This window comes from Nibrella saemangeumensis, assembly GCF_039541915.1.
Taxonomy (GTDB): Bacteria; Bacteroidota; Bacteroidia; order Cytophagales; family Spirosomataceae; genus Nibrella; species Nibrella saemangeumensis.
In genome coordinates, this window is sequence record NZ_BAABHD010000030.1 from 147,404 (window position 1) to 167,816 (window position 20,413).

Sequence of the window (20,413 nt, forward strand, 5' to 3'; positions counted from 1 at the left end):
TCCGTTTATAAAACCTTGTTATGATAAAACGGGCGTCTGCTGTACATTCGCACCCAGAAAGGTAATCAGCCAGGGGCAGCAATCAGGATCTTTGTCTTTGCCACCGCTAAATTTGAAAAGGGTACTGGTTTCGTTTTTAGCCGCCGGAAGCTGATTTTTATCATTCAGGGACGACTTGGCTGGTTTTATAGAAAATGTCTTTTTCATGATACTATACATCAGAGTTATACTGTGTGAAAGCTTGAGTAAAGAAGACTTGGACGTGAGTTAATCAGCGCGCTTGATTCATTACAAAGGTACCTTTGGCGGAGGGGGGCTTCAATGGAGAAAAAGTATCAAAAGCCGTAGTGATTTAGTCAATATTTACTATTAACTTAGCTTTAAGAGGAAAAGTGGAGCATGAAAGAGGTTCAGCTAAACCGGTTGTACTTGCGGAACCCCTTTAATAGTATCACCATTCTGCTCATTGTGGCGTTACTATTTGAAGGACTTACCTGGGCCGTTGCTTATCGGAGCAAGCTGGTCCAGGTAGAAGAGTTGGGCGGTGGACTTACCTATGCAAGTTTACTGCTTCGGGGCCTGTTTTTGCCCGAAGTCTGTACACTGTATATTCTGATCAAGCTGATCAACACGTATCATACCACGTTCAGAATTCACTCTCTGCCGCTGAGCTGGCCGGCAATCATGCGTTACCAGCTGCGTCTGCTGCCTGTTCTGCTGCTGGCCTTTTTTGTCTTTAATCCGTTTACTCAGACGATTCGCTTTATTACGGAGTCATACCCATTCTACACCCTGGATCGGTATCTGGAAAAATACCTGCTGGGCACCTTTAATGTACGGGTGTACGTACTCTACCTCACCCCGGTACTTCTTATTGGCTATCTGGCGGTTAACGGCTCCCTGCTGTATGACTACTTTAATCAGAGACCGTCGTACCCTGAGCCTGATGTAGCCAGGCCTGAATCCGGTGAGTTGATAGCGACCTCCGGCGGTTTGCCGTCCTCAGAAACCACGCCGGCACCAGAATACCTGGATGTCGTGAAAAGCCGCAACGGACAGGGCGAAATGATTTTCCCGGTTGAAGAATGCCTGTACTTTACCATTGAGGACCGGAATTATTACGTCCAGCACCCGAAAGGTAAATACATGATGAGCAAAACACTCAACGAACTGGAGGCCGAACTCGATCCGACCAAATTCTTCCGGGTTAATCGGGGGCTTATTCTCAACCGGCGGGTGGTTCAAAGCTACGCCCACTGGGAAAAAGGTAAATACATTGTTCGGCTTAACAGCCCCTTCGACGGCGAGATTATTCTGCCCCGGGCCAGATTGCAGGAATTCAGAGAATGGCTGGGCGGCAAATACCAGCCTGTTCCGCATGCATCGGCCAGTCCCACTGTATCGCTACCGGATTCGCCTGTCTTTACAGATAGTTTTTAATGGTAATGCCGTAGCGGGTGAGTTGCCGGCAACTACCGACATTCAGCTTTTTGGCAATATTGGTCTTATGGTTAGACAGAGTCCGGTAGCTGATGTGCAGCGCCTTGGCAATTTCGTCGCCAGGCATTCCCTGGCTAATCAGCCGCAGCACCTCCCGCTCCCGGTCAGAAAGCCGGTTTATCTGCTCACGGGTACCTTCTTCCAGCACCTCTACCCCGTAGTTTTTTAGCAGGGCCATAAAACCGGCGCTGTAGTAACACCCACCTGTGCTGACCGTTTGAAAGCAGCGGTAGAGTTCTTCAAGCCCGTCACTGGCGTACAGAAAACCAAAAAATCCAATTTGCATGGCATGGGCAATCGTCCGCAGATCGGGGCGACTGGTGTAAAGAATAAATTTGGTATGCTGGTCATCGGCCTGCGACTGCCGGACAATATCGAAACTGCGCCGGCCCGATATTTCCGAATCCAGAATCACACACTGTGGACGTTTCACCCGAATCTGCTGCAGGGTGTCTTCCATCTCTACCGCCCTTCCTACCACATTGTATCCCTGCTCTTTCAACAACTGACTGAGCACCTCACACGTAAATTGCTCAGACTGGGCCACCAGAATTGAAAAATCCCGCCGACGAAGAAAGTATTTTTTTGCGCCATCCGGGCTGTCCACCATTTGTTCCATATTGAGTCCCCCTAAGAATACATGCTGAATCTACGTTCTAACGCTCAGGCTGTCAATTTGGGTCGACTGAAATCAACATTTGAGCGGACGAAACGACTAAAATTTAGCCAGGTGCATTAAACTTTGTTGGTCATTTCGTCCGCTCAAATGTTGATTTCGTCCGTACGCGGTTGACTCAAACGGTTCCTTTCCCGTAGTTTCCATTCGGCATGCGGCCCAAGGGCGGCATGTGCTGTTCAGCGTTAAACTTTTTCAGACCGTTTATCATCTCTACTTATGGAAGCTTCAAACCCTACGTACTATATGCCGGTCGCCGAAACCCAAGCCGTCGTCATGGACTGGGTCAAGGCCACCGAAGAGTTTTACCAGCGATACTTTCAGATCAACGAAGTTATCAACGGGGCGCAACGGGCGCGCTATAGTCGCCCCCGGAAAAAGGCGTTTTCTGACCGTGCGCATAATCCCGATAAAATGCAAGCGTTGCTAAAGCTGCGAAAGCAGATGAGTGATGTACTGACCACGCTGATGGTCGACATGACAGCCCCTAAACCGGTCAGGCAGCCCGAGTCATCAAAGCCGGGCAAGCTGATGGTCCATACCCGGTTGCTGGAAGACTTAAACCGCAATGTTGCGCATGAATTGAGCCGGTTGACCAGCCCGCAGGCGTAGTTCCCTTCCCTGTATACAGTTGTCCCGGCTAGTGGTCAACCCACTGAGCCGGGATTGTTTTATCCGGATATTACGGTCCCCAACAGCTTGGCAATTTCCATATCAACCCGCTTGAAGTGCATATACTCCAGCATATATTGATCAGACTCAGCCGGATTGGCGGTTTGGCTGATCAACTGTTTCAGCCGCACCATCTGCTGCTCTGCCAGTAGTTTCTTGATCCGCAGAATATTTCCATAAGCTGAATCGGCCAGAATAGCCACTTCTTCTTCCCTGGGTACAATGATCTCGTGTTTGAGCCAGCCGTCGCTGAGTTCATAGCGGGGGGTAGTTAGCGTAATCGCTTCATGCTGGAGGAGGGTATCCGGTTGACTCAGGAAGTGGCCGGAGGTCAGTATATCACCCCGTTGAAAAGCTTCCCGGAACAGGGTCAGCATCAGGTCGTAGGGCGCGTATTGAAACTGAATATCGCCCAGTTCGCTCAGCATATAATGGCAGAGCGAGATACCGGGCTCCAGTTCACGGGCACCATAGTTGATCAGCAGCCGGATGCATTCTTCCTCCTGGTACGACAGAGGGCTGCGTGTTCCTTTGGTAGTTGTTGGCGTTTTAGGGGTTACCGGAGCCGGAATATCGTAAGGGGGAGCATCTATCTCCAGCCCGTTCAGCAGCGCGTTTATATCGTCGAGAGAGGGGTCACCGCCGGCCGGGGCGGGCGAATCGGGAACTAACCCTCTGGCCGGCGTCGTTTTCTGGCGCTCATAATCACGGGCTTTCTGTTCCTGTTGTTTGCGGATTAGGCGATTCCCTTCGCTGATCAGCGTCTGCTCATCCACCTGGAGTTGCTGCGAGGTAGTCCGGAAAAACACCTGCCGCTTGATGGGGTCCGGTATCCTCACGATACTCCCCACCACCTCGGCAATGACTTCCGCCCGCTTGAACGGATTATCGCCGGCATCGCGCAGCAACGTATCGGTTTTAAAGGTAATAAAGTCGAGGGTATTCCGGCGCAGGTGGTCACGGAAAGCCTCCGCCCCAACTTTCCGCACGTAGCTGTCCGGGTCGTCGCCGTCGGGAAAGTTGGCTACGCTCACATTAAGGCCTTCTTCCAGCACCATATCCAGCCCGCGCAGGGCCGCTTTGATACCGGCGGCATCGCCGTCGTACAGAATCGTTACATTTTGGGTAAAGCGGCTGATCAGACGAATCTGCTCAATGGTCAATGACGTTCCCGACGAAGCCACAACGTTTTTAATGCCTGCCTGGTAGAGCGAGAGCACATCGGTATACCCTTCGGTCAGGTAACAGACGTCTTCCTGCCGGATGGTCTGCTTTGCCTGGTAGATACCGTACAATACCTGACTTTTGTGATAAACCTCCGTCTCGGGCGAATTTATGTATTTGGGCTGCGACTTATCGGTTTTTAAGATTCGGGCGCCAAAGGCAATCACCCGCCCGGCCACGTTATGGATCGGGAAGATGACGCGGCCCCGGAACCGGTCGTATACCTTGCCGCCTTCTTTAGCCAGCACCAGTCCGGCCTTTTCCAAAAGGGCCGTATTATAACCTTTCCGCTGCGCTTCGTCCAGCAAGGCACTCCATTGGTCAACACTATAACCCAGGTCAAACGCTTCGATGGTGGGGTTGGTGAAGCCCCGCTCCCGGAAGTAGCTCAGGCCGATGCTTTGTCCCTCTTCAGTGCGGGTCAGCGTTTCCTGGTAAAAGGTTTTGGCAAAATTCAGGATGATGAACAGGCTCTCCCGCTCGTTCTGGCGGATCTGTTCTTCGGGCGTGGCTTCCTGCTCCTGAATCTCGATGTTGTACTTTTTCGCCAGAAAGCGCAGCGCTTCGCCGTAACCGATATTTTCGACATCCATGACAAACCGAACCGAATCACCGGCTTTGCCGCAGCCAAAGCATTTATAGATCTGACGGGTGGGATTGACGTTGAACGAAGGCGTTTTCTCGTTGTGGAACGGGCAGCAGGCAATGTAATTGCTACCCCGCTTTTTGAGTGAAACAAAATCACCCACTACTTCTACAATATCAGCAGCCTGACGGATGCGGTCGACGGTTTCTTCAGGAATGCGCATTACGGCTGGATTAAAACAGTACCAGGACGCCCTACTACAGGAGTCTACACCAAATTTACGGTAAATCTTATCGGGTGGACAAACAACTTATTCTGCCAACAATTTTTATTTGTAACAAACTGGCAGTGATTTTGCTCTTTTCCTTATGAATCAGTAGTATAGCCTGTGAATGTCTACCCCATATGATGATGGACCAAATTCTACCACAACCTCCCCTTCTATATACAGCACCAGTTACCAGGATTCTGAGCCGGCCTGCTATCAGCACGCTGGTCCTGCTGAGCCTGCTGCTGTTTCAGCGCTGTAAGCAAACAACAGACCCGGTAAAACCGCAAAGCCAGACCGTTGAGTCGTTTAATGCCGATGTTGCGCTGAAATGGTCAGATCTACACCTGAGACTGATCAGAACGAGTCCGGGCTTTACCCCACCGGTAGCGGCCCGTACGTTCGGCTACGCGGGCGTTACCCTCTACGAGGCATTGGTACCGGGTATGACGGGTCACCGCTCGCTGGTTGGGCAGCTTCAGGGGCTTACGCAATTACCGCAGCCCGAAACGGGTAAAGCTTACCATTGGGCTCTAAGCGCCAATGCTGCACAGGCCAGCATCCTCAGAAACCTGTTTGCCAATACGCCAACTGCGAATAAAACGCGTATTGATTCCCTGGAGAATGCGCTTCTGACAACGTTCAAAGATAAAAATAACGAAATTAATGAGCGTTCTATCAGCTTTGGCCGGAGTATTGCTCAGGCCGTTTTTGAGTGGTCGAAAAGCGACGGCGGGCATGAAGGATACAACCGCAATTTTCCTGCCGATTTTAAGGTACCATCGTTTCCCGGCTCCTGGCAACCCACCGAAAACGGCCGACAGATTCCCATGCAGCCTTACTGGGGTAACAACCGCCTGTTCCTGGCTGCGAACGGCAATCTTCCGATGCCACAACCGCTGGAGGCATCCACGGATCTGAAATCGCAGTACTTTGCCCAGTATCTGGAAGTATACACCAAAAACAAGGCGCTGACCCAGGCCGAGAAGGAAATTGCCGTCTGGTGGGCCGATGATCCAAGTGAAACCTTTACGCCCCCCGGTCATTCGTATAACCTGGGCCGGATTGCCATCAAAGCGTCAAAAGCCAATCTGGCGAAAGCGGCCGAAACGCTGGCCCGAACCGGCATAACCGTAGCCGATGCCTTTACGCTATGCTGGAAATGCAAATACAAGTTTTTCAACGAGCGTCCGTACACCTTTGTCCGGCGGGCTATCGATCCCGCCTGGGTTCCGTTCTGGCCGGCTCCGCCGTTTCCGGGCTATACCTCCGGCCATGCCACGCAATCGGCAGCCGCAGCTACTGTACTGGCCGATCTGTACGGCAACAACTTCGCGTTTACAGACGATTCCCACGTAGGCCGCGCCCGCGATGTCCAGCGAAATGTTGACTTTAAAGCCAGAGCTTACGATTCGTTTTGGGAAGCCGCAGAGGAATCGGCCCGTTCCCGCTTTCTGGGCGGTATTCACACCCGGCAGGATAACGAAATAGGGCTCGTTGAAGGCCGGAAGATCGGTCGGAACATAAATACGCTTAGCTGGCGCAGATAATTCGTCTCTAAAACAGAAGCGGCCCCGGTACAGTACCGGGGCCGCTTCTGTTTTAGACTTAAAAGCGCTAGNTTGCCGCCTTCCGTTGGGTAGTCACCCGTAAAGTACCAGTCACCGATGTGGTTCGGGCAGGCGCGGTGCAGGTTATCCACTGTCTGGTACACCACGGCTACCTCGGCGCTCAGGTCTTTGGGTGTTATGATCTGGGCTATTTTCTGCGACACCTCCTGATACGTAAACGGCTCAAAAAGGGCTTTTACATAATTTTTCTGACTGGCATTACCCGACTCGATAGCGACTACGCACTGGGCATATACTTCATCAACGAGATCATCCAGGCCACGCTCCTTCAGTAGTTCAAGTATCGCCCGGAAAGCCACAAACTCCTTTACCTTTGACATATCAATGCCGTAGCAGTCCGGGAAGCGAATCTGCGGGGCCGATGATACAATGATAATTTTCTTCGGGCCGAGCCGGTCGAGCATCCGCAGAATGCTTTTCTCCAGCGTCGTTCCCCGCACGATGGAGTCATCCACAACCACAATATTGTCTTTCCCTTTTTTGATTACCTCGAACGTGGTATCATACACATGCGCCACCATATCCTCACGGTGTGCGTCGTCGGTGATGAAGGTGCGGAGCTTTACATCCTTCGAAACCAGCTTCTCAATCCGGGGCCGGAACGACAGGACTTTTTCCAGGTCCTGCTCAAACAGAATGCCTTCCATGATGGCCTTCTTCCGCTGCTTGGCCAGATAATCCTCCAAACCTTCTACCATGCCAAAGAACGCAGTCTCGGCGGTGTTCGGAATGTAAGAGAAAACGGTATTTTCGAGATCGTAGTCGATTTCTTCCAGAATCTGCGGTACCAGCAACCGCCCGAGCATTTTGCGCTCGTTGTAGATATCCGGATCGGTGGCGCGGGAGAAGTAGATGCGTTCAAAGCTGCAGGAACGCTTCTCAATCGGCTTGATGAATTCGTACTCGTCGTATTCGCCGTACTTATCGATAATGAGGGCGTGCCCCGGTTCGACTTCCTTAATCTGACTGTATTCGACATTAAAAGCCGTTTTGATGGCCGGCTTCTCCGACGCGACTACCACTACTTCATCGTCGGCATAATAATACGCCGGGCGGATACCAGCCGGATCACGAGCCACAAAAGCCGCCCCGTAGCCGGTCATTCCCGCCATAGCATACCCGCCGTCGAAATCGCGGCACGAGCGGTACAGCACCCGCTGGAGGTCCATGTTATCTTCAATGATATCCGACAGGTCAGGGTTTTCGTAAATACCTTTAAACCGGTCGAATACCCGCTGGTTCTCTTCGTCGAGGAAGTGTCCGATCTTCTCCATCACCGTTACGGTGTCGACCAGTTCTTTCGGATGCTGACCCAGGGAGACGAGTTTATCGAACAGCTCATCCACATTGGTCATGTTGAAGTTACCGGCTACGACCAGGTTACGGCTCCGCCAGTTATTCTGGCGCAGCATCGGATGGCAGTTTTCAATTTCGTTGGCACCGTGGGTACCGTAACGGAGGTGACCCAGCCAGACCTCGCCCGTAAACGCAGCGTTCTCCTGCAGCCAGCGGGCATCGCGGATATGCTCTTTGTTGCCTTTCAGCGCTTTCTTGAACTTCTTGTTAATCTTCTGAAAGATATGCGCCACCGGTTGTGAATCGACAGAACGATAGCGGCTGATGTAGCGGTGTCCGGGCGGAACGTCAATCTTGATGTTGGCAACTCCGGCTCCGTCCTGCCCCCGGTTTACCTGCTTTTCCATGAGCAGGTAGAGTTTGTTAGCCGCGTAAAGGGGTGTTTTGTATTTGTCGATGTAGTACTGATATGGCTTGCGCAGACGAATCATTGCAATGCCGCACTCATGTTTGATGGCGTCGCTCATGAGGAGGTTTTTAGTGATGAAAAGGTAACGTTACCTGTTTTCTTTTCGTTCGGTGAAGCACTTGAACAAAGTTAAGAATCCTGTAGAGTTATCAACGAGCCGGCCTGAGCTTTTTGAAACTTTAATCTGAATCAGAGATTTGCAATCAGCCGTAATAACCAGTCCGGCTTCATAAACAGGATAATAATCGGTGCCACCAGCACGCCAATCAGCACCTGCCGGGCAACAGACGGTACAGGCCCATTTTCACGGCGGGTACTTACCTTGAAAAAGAGGAGATAGGGAATCTTCAGATAATAGAATAAGGAAATTACGGCATTCAACACCCCCAGCCCAAACAGAACGAGCAGCCAGGGGTTTTCGGTGGTCTGGTAGGCCTGAAGCAAGGCAGAGAATGACAATAGCTTGGCCGTAAAGCCCACCGTAGGCGGCAGGCCGGTCAGGGCCAGCATCACTACGGTCATGGCAACCGCCAGCAGCGGCCGGCCGGCACCCAACCCGGCAAAATCACCGATGCGCAGGCTGCCTGCCGTGCTCCGGGCAAACGCATCAATCAGAAAAAAGGCGGCCAGGTTAATGAACAGATACGTAGCGACGTAAAAGGTAGCCGCCTGAAAGCCGCTCTCGTTAAACGCCACCACCCCGACCAGGATAAACCCGGCATGTGCAATGGTCGAGTACGCCAGCAGCCGCTTGGCATCTGTTTGCCAGAGCGCCGATAAATTACCGAGCGTAATACTGGCCAGCGCAATCACGGCTAAGGGGGTTTGCAACTCGCCCGGCAGGGCCGACACCAGCCGCATCAGCACCAGCAGCCCAGCCGCTTTGGGACCAATGGAGAAGAACGCGGCTACGGGCACCGGAGCGGCATCGTAGGCGTCCGGCGTCCAGATGTGAAAGGGCACCAGGGATAATTTGAACAACAGACCGGCCAGCGTCAGCATACTGGCCAGCGCGACCACGACCGGCCCATTTTTTGCCAATTCGACGCCGAACACAGTGCTGGTAATATCCAGCGTGCCGGTCATACCGTACAGCAGCGACATCCCGTACAGCATAATAGCCGAGCTAACCGCCCCGAACAACAGGTATTTAATACTCCCTTCGGCCGCTTTACGGCTGGTTGTCAGCGCCGTCAGCAGATACGAGCAGATCGACACCAGTTCCAGGCTCAGGTAGATCGCAAGCAGGTTGGTTGCCATGGTCATGATAAACAACCCAAGCACCAGCGCCGTCAATAGCGAATACCACTCAACAGGAAGCCTGTCTGCCGGCTGGTACAGGTCCTCTTCTGCCGTACCAAAAGCCTCATAGGCAACAACAGCCACCGCCCCAAGGATAATAACTACTTTGAAGAAGACGGCCTGATCATCCAGAAAGAGAAGATGCAGAAATAAAAATCCGCGCAACGGCTGCAAAACGGCCCAACAGCCGGCGACCAGTAGCGCGCCGATACTGAGAACGGCCAGCCAGCGACGGGTCTGTTGGGGTGATGCTGCCCGCGACAGGAGTAATTCAGCAACCAGGAGTCCCGCGAAAGCCACCGAAAGCCATACCTCCGGCCCAAAGCCGCCCAGACTATCCAGTATATCCTGTAATTGGTCGCGAAGTTGCAAAGTGAATGGGTACGTAACGACAGGCAAAGGTAATATAGCGGGGGGCAGGGGGCAAGGGGCCCGGAGTAAGAATTACAGGACGCTTACCCTCAGGCCCCTGCCGCTGCTTATATTACGCCCTCCCGTTCGGCCTGCTGACTGTAGGTGTTCAGCTCCACAGGTTTCTGGCTCCTGCGAATGCGCATGTTCAGGAATTCGACCAGCAGCGAGAAGGCAATGGCGAAGTAAAGATAGCCTTTCGGGACAGAGCCAATTTCCTGATTGAAGATGACGACATCGGCCAGGTGAGCCCCCTCGGCAATCAGCATGAAGCCGATCATGATCAGGAAAGCCAGGCCCAGCATCTGAATACTGGGATGCTCATTGATAAAACGACCGACCGGCCCGGCGAAGAACAACATGATCCCAACGGATACAACAATGGCGATCACAATAACCGTGTAATTCTGAGTCAGGCCCACCGCCGTCAGAATGGAGTCGATCGAGAAAACCATATCGATCAGAATAATCTGAAAGATAACACCGGCGACCCCTTTTTTCACGGCTGTTTTCACTACCGGCTTCCCTTCCTCCACCACATCGGCCTTTCCTTCCAGCTTATGATGGATTTCCGAGGTAGCCTTATATAACAGAAACAGACCGCCCACAATCAGGATCACACTTTGCCCCGAAAAAGCCCCATCAAACAATTGACTGTTAACCGTCGCAAACGGTTTACTCAGGGAGATAAGCAGGGAAACGGCGAACAGCAGGCCAATCCGAAAAAACATAGCGGCCAGCAGCCCAATGTTGCGGGCTTTGGCCTGCTCGGCCCGCGGCAGCTTATTGGCCGCGATAGAGATGAATATGATATTGTCGATACCTAAAACAACTTCCAAAAAAGTTAGCGTCAGAAGACTAATGATAGCCTCTGCCGTAAATAAAGTCTCCATTTGTGCCTGTATACGTTAAAATCCAGTTCAAAACTACCCGGTATGCCAGTTTAGCGGCCGGTAAATTATAGGAATGAACTATTAGGTAAGCGAAAGGTTCGGTGCTGGCCTGAGCGGTAGATAGATTGTTGAGGTGAATTGAGCTTCTGGTAGCCACAGGTTCGGCAACATTGCCGATTATCCGTATTCTTTTCGAACTTTGCGGCTGCAACCGGTCAGAACCTATGAAAATCAATAGCGCCGAATTCGTTATCAGCAACAGTGATCCCCAAAAGTGCCCGCCCCCGAAAAAACCGGAATATGCCTTCATCGGCCGGTCCAACGTCGGTAAGTCGTCGCTGATCAATATGCTGACCGGTCGAAATTCACTGGCCAAGACATCCGGACGACCGGGCAAAACCCAGCTCATCAACCATTTTATCATCAACAATGAATGGTTTCTCGTCGACCTGCCGGGCTATGGCTACGCTAAAGTCAGCAAAACCGATCGGGAAAACTGGGGTACCATGATTGATACTTACCTGACTACCCGCTCCAACCTGGTCTGCACGTTTGTGCTGGTCGACGCCCGCATTGATCCGCAGAAGATTGACCTGGAGTTTATGGCAAAGCTGGGCGAGAAAGGCCTGCCGTTTGTAATCGTATTCACAAAAACGGAGAAACTGAGCAAAACGGCCCTCCAGAAACAACTGGACCAATACCGCGAAACCATGCTGCAGACCTGGGAGGAAGTACCACAAATTTTCACCTCCTCAGCGACTTCGGGAGCCGGGCGCGACGAAATTTTAGCGTTTATTCAATCGCTCAATCAGGAGGTAAAAATTCCCTGAGCCTCAGAACGATAGCGCTGACTGCCGAAAAACACGCTGTAAATTTCTGGTCGGAACTAACCAAACTTGTTTATTTTCGCGGCTCGATTCAAACAAAAAACCGGCAACAATATTACTAAAGTGGCGTTAGAGATAAACAAAGGGAGTATGGAAGCACTGAAGCAAATCGCAAACATCGCCGGTCACAGCGGCCTCTACCGGATTCTGAAGCCAAGCCGTTCGGGCGTTATCGTCGAAACGCTTGATGAGAAGAAAGAGAAAACCATGATGGGCCCCTCGGCGCGGGTGTCGATTTTGCACGATATTTCGGTGTACGTAGACACGACGGATGAGTCGATGCCGCTGGGCGAAGTGTTCATGGCAATTGCCGACAAGTTTGGTGACGAGTTACCGGTCAATGCCAAAAGCGCAAACGACGAACTGACCGATTTTATGGAGGAAGCCCTGCCCGATTATGACCGGGAGCGGGTTCGCCCCAACGATATTAAGAAGATTGTAAGCTGGTATTCTATCCTGCGGAAGAACGCACCGGAGGTATTCGAGAAGAGCGAAGCGGCCGAAACAGCCGACGCTTCGGCCGATACCACCGATGCTCCGGCCAACGAAGCCGAACAGGAGGAGCAGAAGCCAGCGTAAAGAGTATCCATTTTCAGTGAGAAAGAAAAAGCAGCGATGGGCCATTGGCTTCGCTGCTTTTTAGTTTGGTTCATTGGTTGATTAGTTAACTGGTTTGTCGACACCTGGTCAACCAATGAACTAATCAACCAGACTGAGTTTAACCGTATTCGTCCGGCGATGCTTGGCAAGCGGCATCGTTAACGTATTGATCAGAATATCCCCCGATTTCAAAACGCCTTTGTTCACCAATACTTCCTTGATTTCATCAACGGTCTGGTCAACGTTCAGATTTTCGTTGGGCTCATAGGGCATCACCTGAACACCCCAGTACAGCCCCAGGATGTTGCGTAGCCGGGCGTTGGACGAGAAAACACAGATCTGAGCCTTGGGACGGTGGTGCGACAGGCGTACGGCCGTATAGCCCGAAGTGGTAATACCCACAATGGCTTTGGCGTTGGTATCGCGGGCCAGCCGGCAGGCGCTCATCACCACGTTGTCGTTCAGCACGTTTTCGGTAGGCTGCTCGTTTACGTGGGCGTGGTAGCGGAAATAAATCTTATCTGTAGAGTTCTCGACCTGCTGAATGGTGCGGGTCATGTTCTCTACGGCCAGGATCGGATACTTACCCGAGGCCGTTTCGGCACTGAGCATCACGGCGTCGGCACCATCTAAAACGGAGTTGGCCACGTCGTTGATTTCGGCACGGGTTGGGCGGGGCGCATCAATCATGCTTTCGAGCATCTGCGTCGCCACAATAACTGGCTTACCCGCCCGGTTGCACTTCTCCACGATCATCTTCTGAATCATCGGCACTTCTTCGGCGGGCAGCTCGACGCCGAGGTCACCACGGGCGACCATAATGCCGTCGGTAGCGGCAATAATTTCGTCGATGTTCTGAACAGCCTCGGGCTTTTCAATCTTAGAGATCACGCGGCAGTTCCTCCCCTTCAACTTTATATAATCTTTTACCTCCTGAATATCCGACGCATAGCGCACAAACGACAGCGCAATCCACTCTACATCCTGTTCCAGGCCGAAGTCGAGGTCAATATAATCTTTCTCGGTTACCGACGGCATAGATACCTTGGTGTTCGGCAGGTTCACCCCTTTCTTCGATTTCAGCGGACCGCCATACACTACTTCCGTAACCACATCGGTCTCTTCTACGCCTATTACTTTCACCTCCAGTTTACCATCGTCGAGCAAAATGCGTTCGCCCGGATGCACGTCGCGGTACATGCCCTTGTACGGTGTACTGACACGCTCGGCGGTACCAATAATTTCGTCATTGGTAAACACGAGCCGGTTACCGGGCAGAATGGTTACGCCGTTGTCGTCTTCGACTTTACCAATGCGAATTTTGGGACCCTGCAAATCCTGCAGAATGCAAAGGTTTAAGCCTCGTTCTTCGTTGATTTCGCGGATGCGCTGAATGCGGGCCAGATGATCTTCGTGGGTACCGTGGGAGAAATTGAGCCGGAAAACATTAACTCCAGCTTTTGCCAGTGCCAGCAATTGGTCTTTTGTGTCAGAAGCCGGGCCGACAGTGGCAACAATCTTGGTTCTTTTGAACATAGGGTACAGTAAGATTTGGCAATGTTTACCAAAAGCCGCTGCAAAATTAACTGCCTATCTGAATATGTCTGTAAATTTTTTGCAAAACCAAAGCAAAGCTATTCTTGCCACCCTTCGGGCTTAAACGGCGTCCGACTGTCGCTGGGTACACAAATGGCCGTTGGCACACGAGGAGGACCGCCCCAAATCTGCATTTTGGGCTCTAGACGCTCACCCGTATAGGGCGGGTAAGGCTCCGGTTCCGGACGTCGGCCATTGAGGGCATAAAACAATTCTTCATTATTCAGCAGCGGATTACCCTTATCGTCAAAGGCGGCTACGGGCATACCGGTAGCATCTTTTCGATCCAGCCAGTAGCGAACTACCGACGCTGCCGATGCCCCGAAAAAGCCGACTACATTTTCCCGCGCATTGGCTGTATTTTTAACATTACCCACCGGTGCCGATGGGGGCGTATCGGCCAGCCCTCCTGTATTTTGCGTCTGGGTTTCTACCAGTTTAAAAAAGCGGTGAGCTTCTTTGGTAAGCGCCGACTGACGAATCTCAACCAGACACGGACTCCGCTGGTAATAAGGAATCAGCGCTACTTTACGCCCCAAAATAGCGTTACCATTCACCAGCGCATCATCAAATAAATTCAAGGTGTAGTTGTGCAGTATCTCCCAGCATTGAGTCCGGCAGGTGTAATCATAATACCAAAGCTCATTGTGATAAGGTGGTCCTCCCTCTCTGGCGACATTAGGCGGCTGATTAAAACAATCTTCGTAAAGCTGGTCACCGGATACATAGTAGGCACCAAACATATATCTGCCCGGAATAATGTTGTAAACTGCGTATATGCCCTGCGTGCAACTCCGGCACCAGGCCTGCTTTTCGTACAGTTTCCAGTCCCACTTATAGTAGTTCTGCTGATCAGCCGGGTCGCTCATATCCAGGTAAAATTCATGGGCACCCATAAAAGCATTCGGCTGATTGGGCCGGGGAACTCGCGGATTAAATTGGGCATAGACCCGGTCAATAGGCGGTACATCGGGCATGATCTGGGGCGAAGACTCATACTGGCTACCATCCTCCAACCGAAACCGCAGCTGGTAGCTGTGCCTTACCTGCCCCCGGAAATCGCTGGGGAGCTGATAGCTACCCTCCACCGTCTCGTGCGCATTAACTACCTGACTTCCATCCACGATTACCTGCACCTGTGCCTTAGTAAGCGGTATGTTTCCAAAGCGTCCCGTAAATGGATCAGCCCTGGAGCGGTTAAGCCGGATCACCTGAGATTCGGGCAGGTTGGTAATGGTGCCATCTACGACAACCACATTGACCGTAGCGTTGAATTCCGGCTGAAAGGAATCCACGCAACCCGTCAGCCAATAGCTGCCAACCAACAGCCCAAGTAAGCGCCAGTTCAATCGGGGTAAACGCAGGGAGACGAGTGAAATCATAGCTTACTTAAACTCAAAGTTGTACGATAAACTAGGAATAGGAGCCGCAAAAATAGCCAGCCGGTAAGGGTTGGTCGCCTGCCCTTCGGTCCGGAAAAAGATCGAGTACGCGTTCTTACGACCGTAGAGGTTATAGACCGTAAACGTCCAGTGCCCCTGCCAGCGCCGGGCCTTCAGGCCTGGGTTGTAAATGTTCCAGGCAAAATCCAGCCGGTGGTAGTCAGGCAGCCGGTATTGGTTCCGTTCGTTATAATACGGATAGTTGCGGTTCTGATACCGGATTATGCCCTCGGGAGCGGTATAAGGTCGTCCGGTACTGTACACAAAATTGAACGAAAAGCTGTGGTGTTTGCTCTGGTTAATATTGATGCTGGCGTTTACACTATGAGGACGATCGTAGTTTGCCCTGTACCAGTCGCCCCCGTTGATGCGCTGATCGAAGTCGGCACCAGCCACTACCTGGTTGAGTGTGCGGGCAAAAGTATAATTGACCCAGCCGGTCAGTTCTCCTTTTTTTTTACTCAGCATCATCTCCAGTCCGTAGGCTTTGCTACGTCCCTGAAGCAGCTGCGTTTCCGGGTTCGCCTGGAGCAGAAAATCAGCGCCCGGCTTGTAGTCCAGCACGTTCCGGGTATTGCGCCAGTACACCTCTGCCGACCACTCGTAGACATTGTTTTTGAGGTTCTGAAACCAACCTGCCGACCATAACTGACTCACCTGCGGCCGAATATGGGGGTCGCTGGTTTTCCAGCGGGCGGTAGGCAGGGGTGTAGTCGTATTAGTCACAACCTGCAAATACTGGCGCATCAGGTTGTAGCCGACCTTTACCGACGCGTTGGCACCTACGGAATAACGAACGCCTACCCGGGGTTCCAGACCGTTGTATTGCCGGGTCACCTTTCCGGCCGCGTATTCAATGGTGCTTACAACAGAGGTTTCATCAATGGGTTCCCCGCTTGTGTACTGGCGCACCAGAGCTGGCCCTAGGCTCAGAAAATGAGAGTACCGCAGGCCCGCCGACACCGCCAGCCGCTCCGATATACTGGCTTCGTGGTCGGCGTAAAGGTCCAGTTCGAGGGCGTTCTCGCCCGGTGTTTTCTGGTAATTTACGCTGAGGCTATTGCCCGGCAGCAGTTCGCCCGGATTGAGCTGGTAGTGAATGGCGCTGATACCTACCTCGGTTTTGTCGGACTCCCGCTGGTAGTTCAGGCTGACTTTAGCCTGCCGCTGCCGGAGTGCCTGCCGCAGGGTTACCATGTTGTCAGTAACCGCTTCTCTCGACAATATATCGGGTACATACTGGGCCTGAGTGACGGTGGCCTGCAGGTTGAGCCGGGGAGTAAGGGCATAAAACCACCGCACCATGCTATTTAGGGTCTGGTGGCGAAACTGCGTAGAGGTTGAATTGATATTGGCTAAACTACCCAGCAGGTTAGTCTGGAAAAAATCTTTGCTGAAATAGCCCATGGCGGTCAGTGTACTGCGGTCACTAATTCGCCAGAATGCTTTGGCAACTACATCGCCGAAGTCGGCCCGGATGCTACTAAGCTGATTGGAGACCATCGGCAACAGCCGGGAATTAAACGCCCCCCGGCCTGAGACCAGCAGGCCTACTTTTCCCGGCACAACAGGGATATCGGCGGTTAGCTTATTGGACACCAGGCTAATGCCCCCGGTTAGTCGGAACTGCTCCAAATTGGGATTCTTTAAGCTGATGTCGAGCACCGAAGCCGCCCGGCCTCCGTAACGCGCTGGTACGTTGCCTTTGTAAAGATCCAACCCATTGACGGCATCGGGCGGAAACACCGAAAATAAGCCGAACATATGGGTAGGATTAAAAATCGGCGTATCATCCAGCAAAATCAGGTTCTGATCGGTAGTGCCGCCCCGAATGTTGACACCATTGGCGGCTTCGCCCACGCTGGTAACGCCCGGCAGCAGTTGCAGGCCCCGCAGAATATCTACCTCTCCCAGGGCGGCCGGCAGCCGTTCGAGCGTTTTCATGCTGATCTGACTAACGCCAAGCCTTGGTTCGCGCACGGTACGGTCATAGCCCTTGCTGGTCACCACTACCTCCTCCAACTGACTGGAGACGGAGGGTAGCTTCACCGTAAGGTCTGTATCCCGGTGCACACTAAGCGCCAGCCGGAAGGATAAATAGCCAATATGCCTAACCACAATCACGTGCGCACCGCGTGTAACGCGAATTTCAAAACGGCCCTGCGTGTCGGTGTAAGCACCGGTCGTCTGTCTGGCGTAATCCAGTACAACGGCCGCCCGGACCAGCGGCTGGTTCGTGGCGGAGTCGAGGACAATACCCGACAGAATGTAGCCCGACTGAGCGCGGGTAGCGCTACTCAGGGTAAGCAGAACAATCAGGCAGGCAAAAATCCGGTTCATAGGGAGGTAGTGAACTAGCAAGTAGCGGTAATATACAAACAAACACCGTGGTAGGTTAAACCAGTGATACGGCCGAGTAAGAAGATTATAAGCAGTCGACGTCAATTACTACCGACACGGACCGCAGCCCTTTATCCGTCAGAATATTGGTAATGCATTCCTGAATGAACGTCTTTACTGCTTTGATGTTGAGCTTTTCCCGCTCGAGCTTAATCAGAATGTCGTACAGGAACTGGTTGCGGATACGCTCGACCAGCGGCTCTTCGGGCCCCAGCACCCGGCTGCTGCCCAGTTTTTCGGTCAGGTCGGCGGCCAGTTTGTTGGCGGCCTGCCGGCTGATCACCTGCTCCTGATGCCGGATGGTCAGTTTGATGAGCCGGCTAAAAGGCGGGTAATTAAAATTCTGGCGCTCGGTGACCTCCTCCTGGTAGAGTCCCAGGTAATCGTTCTCCAGAATCTTCTGCAAAATAGTCTGTTCGGGATTGCTGGTCTGGATAAGCACCTTCCCCTGCCGGTCGGCCCGGCGACCAGCGCGACCACTCACTTGGGTGATCATCTGAAACGCCCGCTCCGTCGCCCGGAATTCGGGGTAATGAATGAGCCGGTCGGCATCGAAAATACCGACGAGGCTGACGTTGTCGAAGTCGAGGCCTTTGGTAATCATCTGGGTACCCACCAGAATATCAACCTGCCCTTCTTCAAACTCCTTGATGATCTGCTGATAGGCGTTTTTAGTGCGGGTCGTGTCCAGGTCCATTCGCTGAATGCGGGCCTGCGGGAACAGGATCTGCAACTGGTCTTCAATCTTTTCGGTACCAAAGCCAATCGTCTTTACCTTGGTGGAGCCGCATACCGGGCATAAGCGCGGCACCTCTTCTTTGTGGCCGCAGTAGTGACAGCGCAGTTCGGCCGCCCGCATGTGGTACGTCAGGCTCACGGCGCAGTTGGGGCACTGCGAGGTCCAGTCGCAGTCTTCGCATTGCAGGTAAGGTGAGTAACCCCGGCGGTTCTGGAACAGAATACTCTGCTCCTTACGGTCCAGGTTCATTTCCAGTTCCTGCAGCAGGGCCGACGAAAATTCGTTTTTCATCGTCTTCTGCTTGCGTTCCTGCCGGACATTGACCAGCCGGATGTTGGGCAGGGTAGCCTCGCCAAATCGCTGGAAGAGCTCGACCAGCCCATAGCGTTTCTGCTGGGCGTGGAAGTAGCTTTCGACCGATGGCGTGGCCGATCCCAGCAGTACCTTGGCTTTTTGCCAGTGCGCCAGCATAATGGCTACGTCGCGGGCGTGGTAGCGCGGAGCCGGATCATGCTGCTTATAGGAAGTTTCGTGCTCTTCATCCACAATAATCAGCCCCAGGTTGTCGAACGGCAGAAACACCGCCGACCGGACACCAATGACAAACTGGTACTGCCCGGAGATGATGCCCTTCCAGACCTCTACCCGCTCGTTATCGGAAAACTTGGAGTGGTAGATGCCCATTTTGTCGCCGAACACCTTCTGCAAGCGCACCACAATCTGGGTCGTCAGCGCAATTTCGGGCAGCAGGTACAGCACCTGGGTGCCCCCTTCCAGCGCCTGCTGGATCAGCCGGATATAAATTTCGGTTTTACCACTACCGGTGATGCCGTGAAACAACACTACGTCCCGCTCCTGAAACAGGGCCATTACCTGGTTGATCGCGCCCTGCTGGGCAGCCGTCAGCCGTATTTCGGCGAGGGGGGTAATACCGGTATCGCTGAAGCGCGGCTGAATGACCTCAAAGGTCTCAAATACCTCGTTTTTGATGAGCGTCTGCAGGGATGACTGCGAGAGTTCATCGTCCTGGTTCAGGATGGTTTTGTCCAGCCCTTTCTGATTGGTAGCCGGGTTGATCTGCACCGGCACGTAGCGGAGGTAGCGCATCACCACTTCCTGCTGCTTCGGCAGTTTTTCGAGCCGGTTAATGAGCATCAGCAACTGATCGCGGTTCTCGTAGTTGGCGTGCAACCGGATCTTGCGCACCATCTTCGGTACGTATTTCTCCCGCACCTCTTCAAACACAATGACCGCCCGCTTACCCACCAGCGATTTAATGACGGTTGGTACGTTCACCTCGCCAACCAGCCGGCCCAGTTCCTCGTACGAGAGCGCCGGGTGCTTTTGCAGTTCCTTTAGCAGGTCCCACTCCTCCGGGGTCAGCAGTTCCGGGTAGTCAAAATCCGGATTATACTGGACTTTCGACTGACTGGTGATCTTCAGACCCGACGGCAGGGCCACGTTCATCACCTCGCCGACACAGCACATATAGTACTCCGCCATCCAGTTGAACAGTTCCAACTGGTAGTTGGTCACCAACGGGTATTCGTCGAGCAGTTCCAGCACGTAGCGGGCCTGGTATTTGGCCGGCGGGTGGTTGTGCATGTTCGCCACCACGGCGGTCATCACCCGGCTCTTTCCAAACGGCACAATCACCCGGGCACCGATTTTGATCAGACCGGCCATCTCCCGTGGTACCCGATAGGTAAACAGCTTCGGTACCGGAATGGGCAGAATCAGGTCTACAAAAAAGGTAACCTCTTCAGCAGCAGCGTATGGAAACAGCGAATCGAACAATAGACAAGCGGGTTGATGGGTACT

14 protein-coding genes and 1 pseudogene are annotated in these 20,413 nt (G+C 52.8%); 5 read left to right on the forward strand and 10 right to left on the reverse strand.

The window, feature by feature from the left end:
* Positions 1-18: 18 nt before the first annotated feature.
* The gene (locus ABD949_RS15675) at positions 19-207 is read right to left on the reverse strand and encodes a hypothetical protein (protein WP_345244797.1); all 189 of its coding nucleotides are present in this window, start codon (positions 205-207) and stop codon (positions 19-21) included.
* Between the two features lie 192 nt (positions 208-399).
* Between ABD949_RS15675 and ABD949_RS15680 the strand changes: the two genes are divergently transcribed.
* Entirely contained in the window at positions 400-1,440 is a 1,041-nt protein-coding gene (locus ABD949_RS15680; RefSeq protein WP_345244798.1) for a LytTR family DNA-binding domain-containing protein, read from the forward strand.
* On the opposite strand, the gene ABD949_RS15685 is transcribed toward ABD949_RS15680, so the two are convergent.
* Positions 1,424-2,119, reverse strand: a complete 696-nt coding sequence (locus tag ABD949_RS15685) for a response regulator transcription factor (protein ID WP_345244799.1) — start codon at positions 2,117-2,119, stop codon at positions 1,424-1,426. The two genes, ABD949_RS15680 and ABD949_RS15685, sit on opposite strands and share 17 nt — an antisense overlap.
* A 276-nt stretch (positions 2,120-2,395) precedes the next feature.
* Between ABD949_RS15685 and ABD949_RS15690 the strand changes: the two genes are divergently transcribed.
* Complete coding sequence (locus ABD949_RS15690) at positions 2,396-2,788, forward strand: hypothetical protein (RefSeq protein WP_345244800.1); 393 nt, start codon at positions 2,396-2,398, stop codon at positions 2,786-2,788.
* Between the two features lie 59 nt (positions 2,789-2,847).
* On the opposite strand, the gene dnaG is transcribed toward ABD949_RS15690, so the two are convergent.
* Positions 2,848-4,881 (reverse strand): DNA primase, encoded by a 2,034-nt coding sequence (dnaG, locus tag ABD949_RS15695; protein ID WP_345244801.1) that lies wholly within the window; start codon positions 4,879-4,881, stop codon positions 2,848-2,850.
* A gap of 185 nt (positions 4,882-5,066) precedes the next feature.
* Between dnaG and ABD949_RS15700 the strand changes: the two genes are divergently transcribed.
* A complete protein-coding gene (locus tag ABD949_RS15700) occupies positions 5,067-6,476 on the forward strand; it encodes a vanadium-dependent haloperoxidase (RefSeq protein WP_425576763.1) in 1,410 nt (469 codons plus the stop codon).
* Positions 6,477-6,550: 74 nt separating this feature from the next.
* Here ABD949_RS15700 and ABD949_RS15705 read toward each other — a convergent pair.
* The 3 genes and pseudogenes from ABD949_RS15705 to ABD949_RS15715 all read right to left on the reverse strand — a co-directional run.
* Positions 6,551-8,380, reverse strand: a pseudogene (locus ABD949_RS15705) (amidophosphoribosyltransferase); the annotation flags it as partial.
* A 131-nt stretch (positions 8,381-8,511) separates the two neighbouring features.
* Positions 8,512-9,996, reverse strand: coding sequence for an NADH-quinone oxidoreductase subunit N (locus ABD949_RS15710; RefSeq protein WP_345244803.1), 1,485 nt, complete (start codon positions 9,994-9,996; stop codon positions 8,512-8,514).
* A gap of 107 nt (positions 9,997-10,103) precedes the next feature.
* Positions 10,104-10,928 carry a TerC family protein gene (locus tag ABD949_RS15715; RefSeq protein ID WP_345244804.1) on the reverse strand — a complete coding sequence of 275 codons (825 nt, stop codon included), beginning with the start codon at positions 10,926-10,928 and terminating at the stop codon, positions 10,104-10,106.
* Positions 10,929-11,152: 224 nt separating this feature from the next.
* Here ABD949_RS15715 and yihA point away from each other — a divergent pair, with 224 nt between their 5' ends.
* Both yihA and ABD949_RS15725 read left to right on the forward strand, forming a co-directional pair.
* Entirely contained in the window at positions 11,153-11,758 is a 606-nt protein-coding gene (gene yihA, locus ABD949_RS15720) for a ribosome biogenesis GTP-binding protein YihA/YsxC (RefSeq protein WP_345244805.1), read from the forward strand.
* Positions 11,759-11,905: 147 nt separating this feature from the next.
* Entirely contained in the window at positions 11,906-12,394 is a 489-nt protein-coding gene (locus ABD949_RS15725; RefSeq protein WP_345244806.1) for a DUF5606 family protein, read from the forward strand.
* A 120-nt stretch (positions 12,395-12,514) separates the two neighbouring features.
* Here ABD949_RS15725 and pyk read toward each other — a convergent pair whose 3' ends face one another.
* The 4 genes from pyk to priA form a co-directional block, all read right to left on the reverse strand.
* Positions 12,515-13,951, reverse strand: a complete 1,437-nt coding sequence (gene pyk, locus ABD949_RS15730) for a pyruvate kinase (protein ID WP_345244807.1) — start codon at positions 13,949-13,951, stop codon at positions 12,515-12,517.
* Positions 13,952-14,049: 98 nt separating this feature from the next.
* Positions 14,050-15,393, reverse strand: coding sequence for a DUF4249 domain-containing protein (locus ABD949_RS15735; RefSeq protein WP_345244808.1), 1,344 nt, complete (start codon positions 15,391-15,393; stop codon positions 14,050-14,052).
* 3 nt (positions 15,394-15,396) lie between these two features.
* A complete protein-coding gene (locus ABD949_RS15740; RefSeq protein ID WP_345244809.1) occupies positions 15,397-17,793 on the reverse strand; it encodes a TonB-dependent receptor in 2,397 nt (798 codons plus the stop codon).
* A gap of 85 nt (positions 17,794-17,878) precedes the next feature.
* Entirely contained in the window at positions 17,879-20,389 is a 2,511-nt protein-coding gene (gene priA / locus ABD949_RS15745; RefSeq protein ID WP_345244810.1) for a replication restart helicase PriA, read from the reverse strand.
* Between the last annotated feature and the right edge of the window lie 24 nt (positions 20,390-20,413).